Below are 15,245 nucleotides of genomic sequence, written 5' to 3'. Positions count from 1 at the left end.
GTGTGGGAAAGACCCTCAAATTAAATGAGTTTTTATATCAGAGAAGTGCAATCTATTTGATTGCCTTCTTTGCGTTTGCTCTATTAGCTTTTTGGAGTAGCTACTTTTCTGTTTTGGGTAGGGAAATGTCCTTTTACATGCATTTCCATGGGATATTCATGACCTTATGGGTATTGCTTTTGATTGTGCAGGCCTTATTGATTAGGATAAAAAAGTATGTAATCCACAGGTTACTAGGGAAGGTTTCATATGTGACTTTCCCGATACTGATTTTGTCCACATTCCTTTTAATCCACGCTACAATCAGAAAAAGTGATGTAGTTGATCTGGGCACCTACTTTTCTACTGCGCTGATGATCAATGGTACTATCGTTTTGGTAATCATTTATAGTTTGGGGATTATCTACAGAAAGGATAGGTTGACGCATGCCAGGTATATGGTCTGTACTATTTTTCCTTTGTTCACTCCGATTACCGACCGGATAATATACAAGTACATTCCAAGCCTTATCGAGTATGCTCCTACCATGGAAGGAATGCCCGTTGTTCCTTTTTATGGCTATGCTATGGCAGATGTGCTAGTGATAGCACTGGCGATTTGGGACTGGAGAGTCCACAAGAGAAAGGGTGTTTTCCTGATCGTCTTAGTACTCTTGCTTTGTTACCATATTTCCTTGTTCACCTTCTATAAATTGGAGTTTTGGAAAGCGTTCTCTGCCTGGTTTTATGGACTTAGCCTAACCTGAAATGTAAATGCCCTTTTATGCCAGTAAAAGGATAAAAACAACAGTATAAGTAGTTATCGCTATTCAGGGAGATACAAAGCTTCATCGGTCGTCGATCTGCCAGCTTTTTAGCTACACGCAATCTTACTCACACGATTCTGATGTCTGCCACCTTCGAAGTCGGTAGTCAAGAATATCTCAGCAAGCTTTTCCGCCAATTCATAGGATATAAATCGAGCCGGAAGAGCCAATACATTTGCATTGTTATGCTGTCTGGACAAAGCAGCCAAATCCTCGTTCCAGCAAAGTGCTGCTCGGATTCCTTGATGTTTATTGGCTGTGATTGCTACACCATTTCCAGATCCACAGATCACAATGCCTAGCTCATATTCACCGGCTTCGATAGCTGAGCTCAAGGGATGTACATAATCTGGATAATCCACAGATGCATCGGTGAAGGGACCAAAATCCTTCACCTCATATCCTAGTGCTTCGAGTTTCGCGACCATTTTGGCTTTGTACTCTACTCCTGCGTGATCTCCTCCTATTGCTATTTTCTTTGCCATAACTCGTAAATTTAAAAAGGCTTCGACTCCGCTCAGCCTGACACAATAGTCATCCTGAGCGAAGGCGAAGGATATCTTGATTCTTGGTTCTTATCTCTTGATTCTAAAATCTTGCTACTTGATACTTACTACTATTGTCTAACCTTAAAGTGCATCGTCAATATCTTCCTTCGCTTTTTTTGCAGCTCTTTTTCTTTCCAGTCTTTTCGCAATCTGAATCCCAGCTTCATAAAGCACCAGAATCGGCATCGCAATCAGAATCTGGCTAATCACATCTGGAGGTGTGATGATAGCTGACAATACTAAGATCACCACGATCGCATGTCTTCTGTATGCTTTTAGCATTCCAGAAGTCACCAAACCTGACATCGCCAAGAAATAGACCACCACTGGGAGTTGGAACATAATCGCCGAAGCCAGAACCAACATCGTCAAGGTAGAGATATAGGAAGTGATATCAAATTCATTCAGAATCGATGGATCCAACTGGTAGTTGGAAAGGAAATTGATCGAAAGCGGAGAAAGGATAAAGTATCCGAACCCAGCTCCCATGAAGAATAGTAAACTCACAAAGAAGACTGCTCCTCTTGCGGCGTTCTTCTCCTGATCGTACAATCCCGGACTGATAAATCTCCAAACCTCCCAGAAAACAAATGGAAATGAAGCGATGAATCCCACCACAAAACTTGACGTCATGTGCATGGTAAACTGACCTGTCATCTGCCTACTTTGGATCGTAAATGGAAGTTCGTCTATACAGAGCGCAGGCAATCCTACGTAATCACTGAGTTCACATAGCCATCTGTAAGTGACAAAGTCAACTTTGGAGGGGCCTAGGATTACTACTCCGAAAACGAAGCTTTTGGCCAAAAAGGCCGCAACAGATAAAATTAGGATAGCAGCTACTGATCGAAGCAAATGCCAACGCAAAGCTTCTAAATGGTCCAAAAAGGACATTCCTCCTTCTTCTTCCTCTTCTTGATATTGATCTAACGCCACGGGTGGTCTATAATTCTAGTATAATGGAAACTGATTCATCCAAGCATTTACCTCGCTACGGATGTTTGCCAATTCGGCTTCATTCTCATGATTTACCAAAGCTCTGTCGATCAGGTTCACAATTTTCACCATATCGTCCTCTTTCAAGCCTCTGGTGGTGATCGCTGCCGTTCCTATTCTCATTCCTGAGGTAACAAACGGAGATTTGGTATCAAATGGAACCATGTTTTTATTGATGGTGATATCCACTTTGCCAAGCGTCTGCTCGGCGATTTTGCCAGTAAGGTCTTTATTTCTAAGGTCGATAAGCATCATGTGATTGTCTGTTCCGCCAGAGATAATTTGATATCCAAGACTTACGAACTGATCAGCCATTACGGATGCGTTCTTTTTCACCTGAAGTACATAATGCATGTATTCGTCGGAAAGGCATTCTTCGAAAGCAATTGCTTTTGCTGCGATGATATGCTCCAACGGTCCACCTTGAGTTCCTGGGAACACGCCCATATCCAGCAAAGAAGACATCTTTTTGATTTCTCCTTTTGGAGTAGTCAATCCCCAAGGATTGTCAAAATCCTCACGCATCATAATCATTCCACCTCTTGGACCTCTCAGAGTCTTATGAGTAGTGGTAGTCACGATATGACAATGATCCAACGGATCATTCAAAAGTCCTTTTGCAATCAATCCAGATGGATGGGAGATATCTGCCAAAAGAATAGCGCCAACTTCGTCAGCCGTTTCTCTCAATCGAGCATAATCCCAATCTCTAGAATAAGCTGAAGCACCACAAATAATCACTTTTGGAGAAACTTCCAATGCTTTCTCATGAAGCTTGTCGTAGTCTATTCTTCCAGTTGCTTCCTCCACTCCGTAGAAGTGTGGATCATATAATTTCCCTGAAAAGTTAACTGGAGAACCATGAGTCAGGTGACCGCCGTGCGATAGGTCAAAGCCTAAAATCGGATCACCAGCTTTCAAACATGCCAATAAAACAGCAGCATTAGCCTGAGCACCTGAGTGAGGCTGAACATTGACCCAAGTGGCTCCGAAAAGCTCCTTTGCACGGTCTATAGCCAATTGCTCGATTTTATCCACAACTTCGCAACCGCCATAGTAGCGCTTGCCCGGAAGACCTTCAGCGTATTTGTTTGTCAGCACACTTCCCGCAGCTTCCATCACTTGTTTGCTGGTGAAGTTTTCGGAAGCAATCAGTTCGATGCCTCTCTTTTGTCTGTCTTCTTCTTCGTTGATTAGGTCGAAAACAAGCGAATCTCTTTTCATAATCAGGGGTTTGAAAGCAAATTTTAATGGAAAGGTAGCCAGATGGCCTACCTGCAAATGTGCCCAAAAATAGTCCGAAAGTCCCGATTATCCAATCCAAAAATGGTATTGGGATTTCCAATTCTAAGGAATTGTTATTTTTGGCGGATGATTGATTTCAAATTCCAGCCTGAAAGCTACTTTACTGAAGAAACTACTTCTGTTTTGTTGGTTAAATTGAACTACCCTGAGAGCCAATGGGGAGAGCAAATTAGCATTTATGCACATTTTCTGGAGCTAAAGATCCAGTTTGAGGCGGTTGATTTCTATGGAAATGACTACATGCTATATCCATCATCTAGTTTTGAGCCTTTGTCTATGGAAGACATGGTCTATCTAGTCGAAGGAATGCAGGTGAATACGGATCAGATGGAAGGAAATATGGAATTGATCTTAGACGGAATTCCTGAAGTCGAAAGTGAATTCTACCCTGAGTTGAGTAGATATTTTGAGGAAAAGAGGAAAAATTATGGATTGGATTAAAAATCCAACAAGGCTTGCTTTTGCTCTGAAACTTGATGTGTGCGAAACCAATATTCGTAGGTTTCGAAATCGAGGCAGTCACTAAATTCACTTCCTTGAAACATGATTTTCTTCAAGCAGCTAACTGGGAGCCATGTTTTCAGCTTCAATGATTGCTCCTTTGAGAGCTGTGAAAGCTGAATCCATTTTCCTCCATTGATAAAAATGGGTATAAGTTTAGTCATAGATTCTGGGTTATTTAGACCAAAAGTATACTGATAATGAGCGAAGTACAATTTTGCCAGATTAATTTTATGTTAACAAAAAATACCCGCTACCCAAAATTAGCATGACAGGAGCCATCATTGCATTTTTATGTCTTCTGCTGGGGCTTTTTCTTCAGAAACAACCAAATCTTCCGCAAGAAAAAATCACGAAATGGGTCAATGCCTATCTTCTCAATATTGTTCTCCCTGCTCTTGCATTGTTATATATTCCTCAAATAAACCCCGGCTGGGATTTACTTATTCCCGTCTCCTCGGCATGGTTTACCTTCTTACTTTCTTGGCTGATTTTTGGAATGTTGGGCAAAGTCTTAAAATGGGATAATCAATTAACAGGTTGTCTGGTGATAGTAGCTGGTCTGGCAAATACTTCATTCTTGGGTTTTCCCGTCATTGAAGGGCTTTATGGCAAAGAAGGCTTACCAATAGCACTACTAATTGACCAAGGCGGATCCTTTCTTTTAGTTTCTTCTCTATCGATTTTGGTCGGCTCGATCTATTCCCACAAAGAAGGTAATCTGAGCGAAATCCCGCTGAAAATCATAAAATTCCCGCCATTCGGTTTTCTTCTGCTCACTATAGCGATGAGCATACTAGGCTGGAAGACTCCGGAGTTTCTTATTCCCATCGTTTCGCTCATAGGCAAAACAATGGCTCCAGTGGCGATTTTCGCAATCGGCCTCAAGTTCTCTTTGGATTTTGACTCCCTGAGTTCCAAATATTATTGGTACGGAATGGGCTACAGGCTTTTGCTGGCTCCTTTGATCGTTTGGCTTATTTACCAAAATATTCTCCCTGAAAACAGCCTTGAACTGAAAGTCACAGTTCTGGAAAGTGGTATGGCTCCAATGATTACAGGCTCTATTGTCGCCATCCAATACGATCTCAAACCAAAATTAGCCACACTTTTAGCAGGATTGGGAATACCAATCTCGCTGGTGACACTTATGGTTTGGTATTATTTCCTTAGCTGACTAGGCCCAAGCAGTTTTCAAGTTGGCTAAAATCTCCTCGTGGATTTTTTCATTCGTAGACAAAATCTCTCTGCCGAATACAAAATCTCTTCCTCCGGAGAAGTCAGTCACTTTTCCTCCCGCCTCTTCCACGATCAAAGTTCCCGCAGCTACATCATAGGAATTCAGGTTATACTCAAAAAACCCTTCGACGCGACCAGCAGCGACATAACAAAGATCTACCGCTGCACTACCAAATCTACGGGCACCATGGGAAGATTTCATGATTGATTTCAAAGCGGCTAGGTATTTATCAATCAAATCGAAATTATTGTATGGGAATCCCGTCGCTATCAGCGATTCAGAAAGCGTTTTTGCGACACTTACTCTGATCCGGGTATCGTTACAGAATGCTCCTCCACCCTTCATAGCATAGAAGCACTCGTGGAGATTCACTTCATAGACTACTCCTAAAATCACCTCGTCACGCTCCATCAAAGCAATACTTACAGAATAAATCGGTACGCCGTGAATAAAATTAGTGGTGCCGTCCAGCGGATCTATCACCCAGTTGAACTCTTCCGCCAGTGTAGTATTAGTACCCTCTTCGGTAATAAAACCGGCCTCAGGAAAGATTTGAGAAAGCTTATTCACAATGATCTTTTCTGCTTCCTTGTCCACATAGGAAACAAGGTCATTGACGCCTTTGTGCTCTACTCGTTCTGGGTTGAAGTGACGCCTTTCCCTGCGGATAAAAGCGCCGGCTTCTTTGGCTATTTCCTGAGTTTTCTCAAGAAGTAGCGTAAGTTTTTCTGTTGAGATCATAAAAGTTGATTTTCTAAATCAGGATTTGGGATTCTTACCTGCCACGGTAAGGACGATTTCGCCTTTTAGGGTGTTTGTTTCGTAATATTCAATTAACTCGGCTAAGGTGCCTCTCACGTTCTCCTCGTGGAGCTTAGTAAGTTCGCGGGATACGCAGGCTTGCCTTTCTGCTCCAAAAGCTTCAGCTAGCTGCCCCAGCGTTTTAAGGAGTCGATGTGGTGATTCATAAAAAATGATGGTTCTCACTTCTTCGATCAATCCATCAATTCTGGTCTTTCTACCTTTTTTGTGAGGCAAAAACCCTTCGAATACAAAACGGTCATTTGGCAAGCCACTATTGACCAAAGCAGGTACAAATGCTGTAGCTCCAGGAAGGCACTGCACATCCAAACCAGCGGCAAGAACTTCTCTGACTAAGAGAAATCCAGGATCCGAAATAGCAGGCGTACCAGCATCGCTGATTAAAGCGAATACTTCACCTCTATTCATCCGCTCGACTAGCTTCTCGACGGTCTTATGTTCGTTGAAAATATGGTAGCTCTGCAGCGGTCTGGAAATTTCTAGATGTTTCAGCAATTGGCCACTCGTGCGTGTATCCTCTGCTAGAATCACATCAGCCGTTTTCAGTACTTCAATTGCCCTGAGCGTGATATCTTTCAGGTTACCAATTGGGGTAGGTACCAAAAATAGGTTTGGGGAAGTTTCACTCATTAATTGATCTCATCAATGGCTTTCGCTAATTCACGATCTTTTTTTGTCACGGTATTTCCTGAGTCGTGTGTAGTCAGCTCGATTTCTACTGTATTGTAAACATTACTCCAGTTTGGATGATGCTGCATGCCCTCGGCCAGAAATGCCACTCGGGTCATGAAGCCAAAAGCCTCTTGAAAATCCTTGAACTTGAATGTTTTTTTAAGTTTGTTATCTTCTTCTTTCCACATAAATCATTGAGTTTAAAGTGATATTAATCCTTCTATTTCGGCTGCTTCCTCGTAGATCTTTATTATCTGATCGGGGTCTTTCATCATTGCCTGAATAGTGGCGCTCACGTACTTACCTCCAGAACTTTCCTTAGTTGTCACTTCATGTTTTGGAAATAAGGCTACTACCTCGTTTTCTTTTCCATTAGGAACTATAAATTTAAACATATAAAGCTGTGGGAATTCACCACTGGCTACTAATTTTTCCTTAAAGTTTTCTTTATCGAATTCCTTTTTGTCCATAGATAGGGAGCGATTGTCAAATTACGTTTCGAATATAAACAAAGAACCCATGCTGTGGGGCATGGGTTCCGATTCTAGTTTCTTTCTTTATTAAAAGAATTTATATCTATAGTCCTTGACGCCTGCCAAATCTTGCAGAGCCATCATTACAGAGTATGTCGTACGCTGGGAGGCATTCTGTGTCAATTGACCCTGGTACGCAGAATAGTCGCCTATCTCAGCCGCTGGAGTCAATGCATTCAGTTTACCTACGATCACGCCCACATCCTCACGAATTGGCTGGGTCATTTGACCTTGCTCAATTCCGAAGATTGCACCGATCGCACGTGGAGCAAAACCTACTCCTGGAATCACATTGGCGCTTAGTTTCAAATCAGGGATCTCGTTTAGAGAAGCAGCCTCAGGGAATACAGCTTTCATATCTTCCAAAGAGGTTTTACCAGCAAGCTTTTCTTTGATTACTTCAGCTTTTTTCTCATTTCTAACCTGAGCTTCTACTTGTTCTTTCACATCTGCTAGCTCCAAGTCGCCTTCGTCTCTCTTACTTACTAGAGTAGCAACGATGTAAGAATTGTCAAGCTCAAATACGTCAGAAACCTCACCTGTAGAAGTCCCATCAGCAAATGCCCAACGAATTACTTCTCTAGCGTTTTGAAGGTTGTTAATATTTCTAGCACTAGCGTCTACATTATTTGCCTGTAGAATTCTGTAATTATCAGTAGTAGCATTTTCAGTAAACTCATTTCTGTTTCCAGCATTCGCTGCGAAGGAATCTGCATTTCTGAAAGCTTCGTTTCTAGTGGCATCACTAGCTACCAATTCCAATTCTACAGTGGCTACTTTGGTATAAGTAGTTTTAGGCATTTCAGTCACCTTGATGATGTGGTAGCCATATTCTGTCTCTACCAGATTATCTAAGATACCTGGAGCTTTAGCAGCATATGCAGCGTCAGCGAATTCTGTAACGAAATCAGCTTTTGCAAACCAGCCTAAATCTCCACCTGTCTGAGCAGTACCGTCTTGTCCGTATTGTCTAGCAGCTACTTCGAAGTTGCCGTCAGCTTTCACCTGTGCAAGAACTGTTTCAGCTTGCGCCTCTACAGCTGCTTTTCCAGCATCATCCATTCCTTCTGTACTGAATAGAATATGAGAAGCTCTCAATCTTGGAGTTCCTTCGTACTGATCAGAGATCTTATAAGAAACATAAGTTGAGTTAGCAGTGATAAATGGGCCATAAGTCTCACCTGCTTGAATATCAGTAACGTTATTCGTCAAATTGATTGGAAGCTCGTCACCTGGTCTTACTGTCAAAAATGGCACTTGACCCTCAGAGTTTCTCAATGCAAAAAGCGAATCGTTCTCAGTAGTTTTCAACTCTTCAGTCAATTCTTGAATCTGAGAAATAACTTCTGCTGAATCTGCTCCACTTGGCTGAATGCTAAACGTTACGTACTCAAGGCTAGCAGAATTACCAGATTTGAATTTACTTTTGTTCTTAGTCAAATAGGCTTGCATTTCACTTTCAGAAACTGTCACATCTGCATCAGGTACAGCATAGAAAGGAACGAAAAGAATAGAAGCATCTGCGATGGTGTTCGCTGCTTTGTATTCTATTTTTGCTTCAGCTTGAGTCGCAAACTCAGAAGTAGCGAGCATGTTGTCATATTTGATTCTTAATCTTGAGTCAGCAAAAAGCTGCTCTTGTTGATTCCAATATGCCTGCTGCGCTGGATCTGCAGTTTCCAAAGATTGTAGGAAAGCTACCAACTGACTTTTGTCAAACTGACCTGTCTGTGGATTTACCAATTGCTGACGCAATTCCGGAACGATGTTTTTGCCCTGAACCATGTCAACTAATTCAGCATCAGAAATAGTCAAGCCTAATTTCTCATATTCTTCTTTGAACACGCGCTCCACAATCATTGACTGCCAAGCTTGCTCTCTGATAGAATACAATTCTACTTCGGAAGGAACTCTTCCAGTACGCTGCTGATTGGCAATTTTGAATTCTTCCACGCGGGCGATATACTCTTCGTAAGTGATATCTTCACCAGCAATCTCACCCACTATGTTCTGACTTGAGCCTAGAAGGGAGGAATTTGGGCTTAATAAATCTCCTCCTAGGAGGAATAAAATCAATCCGCCGGCAATTACGCCGATCATCAGACCAGTCCGTTGTCTAATTTGTTTAATTAACGCCATTATTATTACTACGCTTTTTTAGAGAGTCGCAAAATAAGAGCATTACTAACGAAATTCAAAATATATTCTGAATCAAACGCTTAACTAGAAAATTCCAGAGCTATTTATTTTCAAGCGAACTGTCTCTATTCTATGCTCTTGCTTGGTCACCACAGTGAAATTATACGCCTCAAAAGTAACTGATTCCCCCTTCTTTGGAAGGTTCTCAGTAAGTGAAAGAATCAGGCCAGATAGGGTCTCAAAGTCTCCTATGGGCAATTCCCATCCATATTTATCATTGAGGTAGTCAATTTCATGACGCGCGCTGAGCAAATATTCCTGGTCTGAAATTTTCTGCTCGATCAAATCATCTGAGTCATACTCATCCTCGATTTCCCCAAAAATCTCCTCAATAATATCTTCCATAGAAACTATTCCAGAGGTGCCTCCAAACTCATCAACTACCAAAGCCAGGCTTTTTCGCTCCTGAATAAATTGAATGAGCAACTCATTAGCCAAGGCAGATTCCGGAGCAATAATAATCGGGGTCAGGATTTCTTCGATGGTTTTTGGCTTTTTGAAAAGCTCTAATTGGTGGCAATAGCCAATCACATCATCGATAGATTCCCGATAGACAATGACCTTTGAGTGTCCACTTTCTTCAAATACCTGCTTCAATTCTTCGATAGCATCTTCCACCTCCACAGATACAATGTCGGTACGGGGCACCATGCATTCGCGAACACGAACGGTTTTAAATTCCACTGCATTATCAAAAATCTTCGTATCGATGTCCACATGACCTTCTTCCTTCCCTTTATGGATATGATTCTGAACGAAGCTATTCAGATCTGTAACCGTAAAAACAGGCTTATCCTCACTGTATTCCAACCGGAGAATTTTGGTTATAAAAAACCTGGAAAGGCCTACCACAGCCCAAACAACCGGATAGAACAAAATATAAATAACCCAAAATGGGAGAGAAAAGAAATTCAACATGCTGTTTGGGTTCAGCATGAAAAGACTTTTCGGCAAAAACTCAGCAGTTATCAGGACAACTATGGTGGAGATCACTGTCTGTAGCATAAGTACAATGGCATCGTTAGCGTAGCCATCTAACAAATTTTTCAGCGGATCTTCCATCAAGTAAGCCATGAAAATACCATAGAGCACCAACATGATGGTGTTGCCCATCAGGGTAGTTCCGATGAACTGCCCAGGGCGCTGTACAAATACACTCAAGATCTTTCCTGTGAGGTCGCCTTGCTTATTTTGAAGTTCTATCTGAAGCTTATTCGCTGAGATAAATGCGATTTCCATTCCCGAAAAAAAGGCAGACATCGCAAGGGTGATAATCACATAAATCAAATAATAACTTATTTCCATTCTTAACGCTTTTTGCGGGGTTTGGTCTTTTTCTTAGGTGTAGGAGGCTCTTCGGGTTTTTGCATTTTACGGTACTGAAACCAAAATAGTAAGGCTACCGCAAACATAAAAATTGCATACGATGCACCTACTCCTTGGGTAATAGTCTGGTGGATGCCAACAATCATCAGTGCCAGTGAAAGCGATAATATTAATGCGTCAAGTAATTTCATTCTGAATAGTAAATAGAAAAGGAAGCAGAGCGTTCTATTTCGTTAATAAGAAGAATTGTTTCCATTAGATTCATCTAAATCCCGTCTTCAGATAGAGGGATCTGGCTATCCCGGGGATTTTTTAAAGAATAATTTGTAAAAGTTTCATCGGCTTCCAATGCAGATCCAAAGAAAAATGTATTTCCCTCCTGTACTCTTACAAACTTCTCAGTATATATTTTTTTCTTATTTGGCTCCCAAAAAAGCTCTTCTGACTGTAGCTTTTGGTCTTTAATCTTGTTGTGAACTTGTACATCTCCCTCTCCTTTGAAGATATTTTCCTGCTTAAATAAATATCCTCGATCAGCCGTCAGCGTGGTACTCAATTGACCATCCTTTTCAAAAATCTGAATCTCTATTCCCTCAGGAAACTCCATATTTCCATTGGCGAATTCCAATTGCTTGGGTGCTTTGATTTCTGAACGGACTATGGCAGAATCACTCTGAATCAGGTGAAAATTAGTACTCATGTTTGTGGGACCTTCATACTCCTCTAGCAGAGATGCATCTATATCCTCCCTGCAGGAGCTCGTTATACTGAGTACACAAATAAGTGAGAAGAAAATTAGTCTGGTTTTCACGGCTCAAAGATACTTGAAAATTGCTTTAGTCTAGAAATGAAAAAAGGCAGCCCGAAGACTGCCTTTTCATATTAAATAAGATATTAATCTCTTGTAGCTAAGGTGACAGTCTCACCAATCCAACATCCTGTGTTGATGGTTTGACCAGCCTGCATACCTTCTGTAAACAACTCTTCTTTAGAAGGGAATCTAGATCTGGCATTAGCCATTCCAGAAGAATCACCTGCTCTTTGGTAAGCATTATAAGCTGCGATATAGATTGAATAATCTTTCACACGGCTATTTCCTGCTTTACAATCATTGAAGGAGTTCATGTACATTCCTGCAATCATGGAGTAGATATCTGAAGTTCTAGATGAATCTAGATTAGCAGCTTCTCTTGCTGCAGTTCTTGCAGCAGACTTTTTGCCTTGCTTCAGGTATATTTTTGCCAATTCAAATTGTGCCTCTGCTTTTTGAGTATCATTCTCAGCAAGAGTTAGTGCTTGACTCCACATTTCCTCTGCTTTTGCAGCATTATCTTCCTGCATATACCTCATCGCAATTACTTGGGATGTAGAGAATGAAGGCTCTTTCGCATGCTTGATTTCAAGTGCTTGTAAGAAAGCATTTGTATTGTAACATTTATATTGCACCGAATAATTAAAGATCTGATTTGCAAGAGTTTCGTTTGTAGGATCAGCTTTCAATTTTGGACCTAAAGTATTTTCAATGAAATCACAATCAATAAGTTCCATTGCCGCCAAAATTTGCTCAGTACTTCCTCTTAAGCTAGCTACCTCTGTTCCTTCTGCTTCTGCTTTATCAAATTCAGATTGTATGAAGTTATATATTTCTAAAACCTCTTCAGGAGTGTATGCACTGTGGTAAGCATAATTTCTATATACAGTATTAAAATAATAAGCATACAGTCCTGTAGTTCCTAAACTTCCATTGACTTCTATTGCTCTTTCAAAATCCGCAATTACGCTAGGAATTTTGTCTTTATCATCCTTGTAATATTGATAAGCGTAATACGCTTTGTTTTCAATCCACTTGGATTCATCATTATAAATTTCTCCTCTTTTAGTATACAATGCCATTACAGAATCTTGATAAACTCTCTTTTGAGCTTCGTCAGTGGTAATCTTTGAAGCTTCATCATATATTTTAGTACCATTTTGGTAAATAGAAGGATTCAGGTCAGGCACATTGACAAGCAGCCAATGCAGCGGATGCGTAGCTTCTATGTACTGATCAGAATTCATATAATCAGTATAGGCTGCATTTAATTCTCTTGCTTTAGCTTCTTGTGCAGGATCAGATGGAAAATTCCATCCTTCTTGAGCTTGGACCATTCCGGCCAGAAGCAGGGCAGTAAGCCCTAGGATTGTAGATTTAATTTTCATTTTCATAATGGTTTAATTCGGCACAATTTAATCTTCATGTCTAAATCCAGGGTTTGGGATTTAACCATTTTGATTGAATGGTTTGGTTAATTATTAGTCAAATACTCGTTTGAAGAACCAACTATTATCATTCAATGATAAACCTAAGGTTACGTTCACATAGTTCTCTCTGATCAGGCCATTATCAGTGGTTCCCCGCTGACCTACCTTCACTGCGAAATTCAATAATGAAAGTTGATTCACAGGAAGTGAAGCTCCAAAGTTAATGCCAAGGTCATTAATATTTGTCTCGTTCAAATAATATGGAGTCTGTTGGTATTCCAATCCTACTCTATAAGTTCCCCTCTTCAATGGACTATCTACACTAAGATAATCCGGTGAAAACTGGAATCCCAAGCCTACCTTAATTGCTTCCTGTAATCTTAGAGGATCGTCGAGCAAAGATCTAAACTTTTTAAAGTCCTGATATTGGCCTTCCAATCCGATTACAAATTTGTTGTTTTTCTCGTAAGAAACCCCGAATCCGTAGCGATTGGGGATATAAATGCTACCTGGCTCGTCGTTGGCAATCAAGTCTCCATCCGAATCCGGATCGCTAGCTTGGCCAAATGCTGCGAGCTTGGCAAAAGCTTTTCCATTAACATCTCCTAAATGCTGATAAATGGCACCCAAGTGTAACTTGCTCTTTGTGTTCAACGGAATGAAGTAATATGCACCCGCTTTGATACCCACATCACTAACTGTTAATCTTTCATAATATTCTGTGACATTCCCGACTGGAGCTCCTTCATCACTAAAAAGTGCCAACTGATCCGTGCGAATAGTTGACCCAAAAAGATATGATCCTTGTAGCCCTAGACTCAAATTCTTCGCAACTATCATCCCCAAACTTAAATAAGCTTCGGAAATACCACCATCACCTTCTATATCATTGAATGCCCTTACCTCTGCATTCTCCACGGTACTTTGTATTCTCAATCTATAGTTCACACTGGTGATTTGATTCAAACCAAAGCCTACTGTAAACTTATTTACTTTAACTGGAAGTGAAATTGCAATATATGACAATCCACCGCCATCTACATCGGAAGTTTCCGTACCGTTATTGGCAGCGATTTTTTTGTAATTCAGTGCCGCCTCAAAATTAAAAATTGTGTTTTTGGTAGAAAGGGCCGGATTAACTGTGTTCGGATTCCATGGAGTACCGTAACTTATGCCAAGTCCCCCCATTCCTTGATTACTGGTAAGGCCCGAATAATTAAATTCGCCGATACCTAAGGCACTATAAGTAGATGCGCTGGTCTGTGCCTGCGTTTCCGTAAATAAGAAAAGGGTGCATAGTACACCCAGCAATTGCAATTTGATTTTACTCAACATTGTGGTTTAGAATAGAATTCAATCCGTATAGGACCAAATTTGGGACTACAAATATGAGGTCTTTTGCCAATGAATCAAAAGATTGGGCGTCTCCACCGCTAACAAAGACCTCAATTTCTGGAAATTTTTTAGTGTATGCTTCTATTTGCCCTCGTATTTCGCATTCAACTCCGTACCAAATACCGATTTGCATACAGGTGATGGTATTGTTGCCGATTAATTCAGCAGGCTTATTTTTCAGATCAACCAAGGGCAATCTCGCTGTTTGATCTTTCATGGCTTTGGCACGCATCCCGAGACCAGGACTAATGGCTCCTCCCAAATACGAGTTTCTTTCATCGATAAGATCAAAAGTAATACAAGTTCCCATGTCTATCGCGAGAACAGGTCCCTTACCCCGCATCGCCCAAGCTCCTATTGCTCCAGCTATTCGGTCTAGGCCTAAAGTTGCCGGAGTTCCGTATGCATTAGTAATGGGCAATTTAGTGTCAGAACTTAGGTAGGCAAATTGAAAGGGGATTAATTCCTGCAATTCGTCTTGACTCCACTTTACAGAACTGATTAAACACTGATCAAAAGAAACTGATTTCCAATGCGTTAATGCATTATCTAGCGTGTCAAAGACATCTTCCTCGATCAACTTTTCCCCTTCAAAGCGAGCTGATTTGATTCTAGTATTACCAATATCTATAATGAGATTAGTCATGCAGGTTAATTAATA

The 15,245-nt window shown here is 40.9% G+C and carries 18 protein-coding genes; 3 read left to right on the top strand and 15 right to left on the bottom strand.

Annotated elements, in window-relative coordinates; translation table 11 throughout:
- The first annotated feature begins 2 nt into the window (after positions 1-2).
- Complete coding sequence (locus tag LV83_RS00470) at positions 3-746, top strand: hypothetical protein (RefSeq protein ID WP_111609560.1); 744 nt, start codon at positions 3-5, stop codon at positions 744-746.
- A 107-nt stretch (positions 747-853) separates the two neighbouring features.
- Here the strand turns inward: LV83_RS00470 and rpiB are convergent, their stop codons facing one another.
- The 3 genes from rpiB to LV83_RS00455 all read right to left on the bottom strand — a co-directional run bounded on the left by rpiB (position 854) and on the right by LV83_RS00455 (position 3,574).
- A complete protein-coding gene (gene rpiB, locus LV83_RS00465; RefSeq protein ID WP_111609559.1) occupies positions 854-1,291 on the bottom strand; it encodes a ribose 5-phosphate isomerase B in 438 nt (145 codons plus the stop codon).
- Between the two features lie 144 nt (positions 1,292-1,435).
- Complete coding sequence (tatC, locus tag LV83_RS00460) at positions 1,436-2,290, bottom strand: twin-arginine translocase subunit TatC (protein WP_111609558.1); 855 nt, start codon at positions 2,288-2,290, stop codon at positions 1,436-1,438.
- 15 nt (positions 2,291-2,305) lie between these two features.
- Positions 2,306-3,574, bottom strand: coding sequence for a serine hydroxymethyltransferase (locus LV83_RS00455; RefSeq protein ID WP_111610082.1), 1,269 nt, complete (start codon positions 3,572-3,574; stop codon positions 2,306-2,308).
- A gap of 147 nt (positions 3,575-3,721) precedes the next feature.
- Between LV83_RS00455 and LV83_RS00450 the strand changes: the two genes are divergently transcribed.
- A complete protein-coding gene (locus LV83_RS00450) occupies positions 3,722-4,096 on the top strand; it encodes a UDP-glucuronosyltransferase (protein ID WP_111609557.1) in 375 nt (124 codons plus the stop codon).
- Here the strand turns inward: LV83_RS00450 and LV83_RS00445 are convergent.
- Entirely contained in the window at positions 4,093-4,320 is a 228-nt protein-coding gene (locus LV83_RS00445) for a hypothetical protein (protein ID WP_111609556.1), read from the bottom strand. The genes LV83_RS00450 and LV83_RS00445 overlap by 4 nt on opposite strands.
- A 104-nt stretch (positions 4,321-4,424) precedes the next feature.
- Between LV83_RS00445 and LV83_RS00440 the strand changes: the two genes are divergently transcribed.
- Complete coding sequence (locus LV83_RS00440; protein ID WP_111609555.1) at positions 4,425-5,333, top strand: AEC family transporter; 909 nt, start codon at positions 4,425-4,427, stop codon at positions 5,331-5,333.
- Here LV83_RS00440 and LV83_RS00435 read toward each other — a convergent pair whose 3' ends face one another.
- The 11 genes from LV83_RS00435 to LV83_RS00385 all read right to left on the bottom strand — a co-directional run bounded on the left by LV83_RS00435 (position 5,334) and on the right by LV83_RS00385 (position 15,230).
- Positions 5,334-6,137 (bottom strand): inositol monophosphatase family protein, encoded by an 804-nt coding sequence (locus tag LV83_RS00435; RefSeq protein WP_111609554.1) that lies wholly within the window; start codon positions 6,135-6,137, stop codon positions 5,334-5,336. It lies immediately after the preceding gene.
- Between the two features lie 18 nt (positions 6,138-6,155).
- Positions 6,156-6,848 carry a 16S rRNA (cytidine(1402)-2'-O)-methyltransferase gene (gene rsmI / locus LV83_RS00430; RefSeq protein WP_111609553.1) on the bottom strand — a complete coding sequence of 231 codons (693 nt, stop codon included), beginning with the start codon at positions 6,846-6,848 and terminating at the stop codon, positions 6,156-6,158.
- Positions 6,848-7,078: a 4a-hydroxytetrahydrobiopterin dehydratase gene (locus LV83_RS00425; RefSeq protein WP_111609552.1), complete on the bottom strand. Its 231-nt coding sequence runs from the start codon at positions 7,076-7,078 to the stop codon at positions 6,848-6,850. The genes rsmI and LV83_RS00425 overlap by 1 nt, the downstream gene beginning before the upstream one ends.
- Positions 7,079-7,090: 12 nt before the next feature.
- Positions 7,091-7,360: a DUF493 family protein gene (locus tag LV83_RS00420; RefSeq protein WP_111609551.1), complete on the bottom strand. Its 270-nt coding sequence runs from the start codon at positions 7,358-7,360 to the stop codon at positions 7,091-7,093.
- Between the two features lie 90 nt (positions 7,361-7,450).
- Positions 7,451-9,562, bottom strand: coding sequence for a peptidylprolyl isomerase (locus tag LV83_RS00415; protein WP_111609550.1), 2,112 nt, complete (start codon positions 9,560-9,562; stop codon positions 7,451-7,453).
- 84 nt (positions 9,563-9,646) lie between these two features.
- Positions 9,647-10,927, bottom strand: coding sequence for a hemolysin family protein (locus tag LV83_RS00410; RefSeq protein WP_111609549.1), 1,281 nt, complete (start codon positions 10,925-10,927; stop codon positions 9,647-9,649).
- Between the two features lie 2 nt (positions 10,928-10,929).
- Positions 10,930-11,139, bottom strand: coding sequence for a hypothetical protein (locus LV83_RS00405; RefSeq protein WP_111609548.1), 210 nt, complete (start codon positions 11,137-11,139; stop codon positions 10,930-10,932).
- Between the two features lie 74 nt (positions 11,140-11,213).
- Positions 11,214-11,759: an LPS export ABC transporter periplasmic protein LptC gene (gene lptC, locus LV83_RS00400; RefSeq protein ID WP_111609547.1), complete on the bottom strand. Its 546-nt coding sequence runs from the start codon at positions 11,757-11,759 to the stop codon at positions 11,214-11,216.
- Positions 11,760-11,842: 83 nt separating this feature from the next.
- Positions 11,843-13,147: a hypothetical protein gene (locus LV83_RS00395; protein ID WP_111610081.1), complete on the bottom strand. Its 1,305-nt coding sequence runs from the start codon at positions 13,145-13,147 to the stop codon at positions 11,843-11,845.
- Between the two features lie 93 nt (positions 13,148-13,240).
- The gene (locus tag LV83_RS00390) at positions 13,241-14,524 is read right to left on the bottom strand and encodes a hypothetical protein (protein ID WP_111609546.1); all 1,284 of its coding nucleotides are present in this window, start codon (positions 14,522-14,524) and stop codon (positions 13,241-13,243) included.
- Positions 14,514-15,230, bottom strand: a complete 717-nt coding sequence (locus LV83_RS00385; RefSeq protein ID WP_111609545.1) for a type III pantothenate kinase — start codon at positions 15,228-15,230, stop codon at positions 14,514-14,516. The genes LV83_RS00390 and LV83_RS00385 overlap by 11 nt, the downstream gene beginning before the upstream one ends.
- Positions 15,231-15,245: the final 15 nt, after the last annotated feature.

This window comes from Algoriphagus yeomjeoni (assembly GCF_003259505.1).
GTDB classification, from domain to species: Bacteria; Bacteroidota; Bacteroidia; order Cytophagales; family Cyclobacteriaceae; genus Algoriphagus; species Algoriphagus yeomjeoni.
This window is presented reverse-complemented; position numbering and strand designations above follow the sequence as displayed.

Coding starts and splice junctions, on each gene's coding strand:
- rpiB (WP_111609559.1), bottom strand. CDS start 1,291: ATGGCAAAGAAAATAGCAATAGGAGGAGATCACGCAGGAGTAGAGTAC.
- LV83_RS00455 (WP_111610082.1), bottom strand. CDS start 3,574: ATGAAAAGAGATTCGCTTGTTTTCGACCTAATCAACGAAGAAGAAGAC.
- LV83_RS00450 (WP_111609557.1), top strand. CDS start 3,722: ATGATTGATTTCAAATTCCAGCCTGAAAGCTACTTTACTGAAGAAACT.
- LV83_RS00445 (WP_111609556.1), bottom strand. CDS start 4,320: ATGACTAAACTTATACCCATTTTTATCAATGGAGGAAAATGGATTCAG.
- LV83_RS00440 (WP_111609555.1), top strand. CDS start 4,425: ATGACAGGAGCCATCATTGCATTTTTATGTCTTCTGCTGGGGCTTTTT.
- LV83_RS00435 (WP_111609554.1), bottom strand. CDS start 6,137: ATGATCTCAACAGAAAAACTTACGCTACTTCTTGAGAAAACTCAGGAA.
- rsmI (WP_111609553.1), bottom strand. CDS start 6,848: ATGAGTGAAACTTCCCCAAACCTATTTTTGGTACCTACCCCAATTGGT.
- LV83_RS00425 (WP_111609552.1), bottom strand. CDS start 7,078: ATGTGGAAAGAAGAAGATAACAAACTTAAAAAAACATTCAAGTTCAAG.
- LV83_RS00420 (WP_111609551.1), bottom strand. CDS start 7,360: ATGGACAAAAAGGAATTCGATAAAGAAAACTTTAAGGAAAAATTAGTA.
- LV83_RS00415 (WP_111609550.1), bottom strand. CDS start 9,562: ATGGCGTTAATTAAACAAATTAGACAACGGACTGGTCTGATGATCGGC.
- LV83_RS00410 (WP_111609549.1), bottom strand. CDS start 10,927: ATGGAAATAAGTTATTATTTGATTTATGTGATTATCACCCTTGCGATG.
- LV83_RS00405 (WP_111609548.1), bottom strand. CDS start 11,139: ATGAAATTACTTGACGCATTAATATTATCGCTTTCACTGGCACTGATG.
- LV83_RS00395 (WP_111610081.1), bottom strand. CDS start 13,147: ATGAAAATTAAATCTACAATCCTAGGGCTTACTGCCCTGCTTCTGGCC.
- LV83_RS00390 (WP_111609546.1), bottom strand. CDS start 14,524: ATGTTGAGTAAAATCAAATTGCAATTGCTGGGTGTACTATGCACCCTT.
- LV83_RS00385 (WP_111609545.1), bottom strand. CDS start 15,230: ATGACTAATCTCATTATAGATATTGGTAATACTAGAATCAAATCAGCT.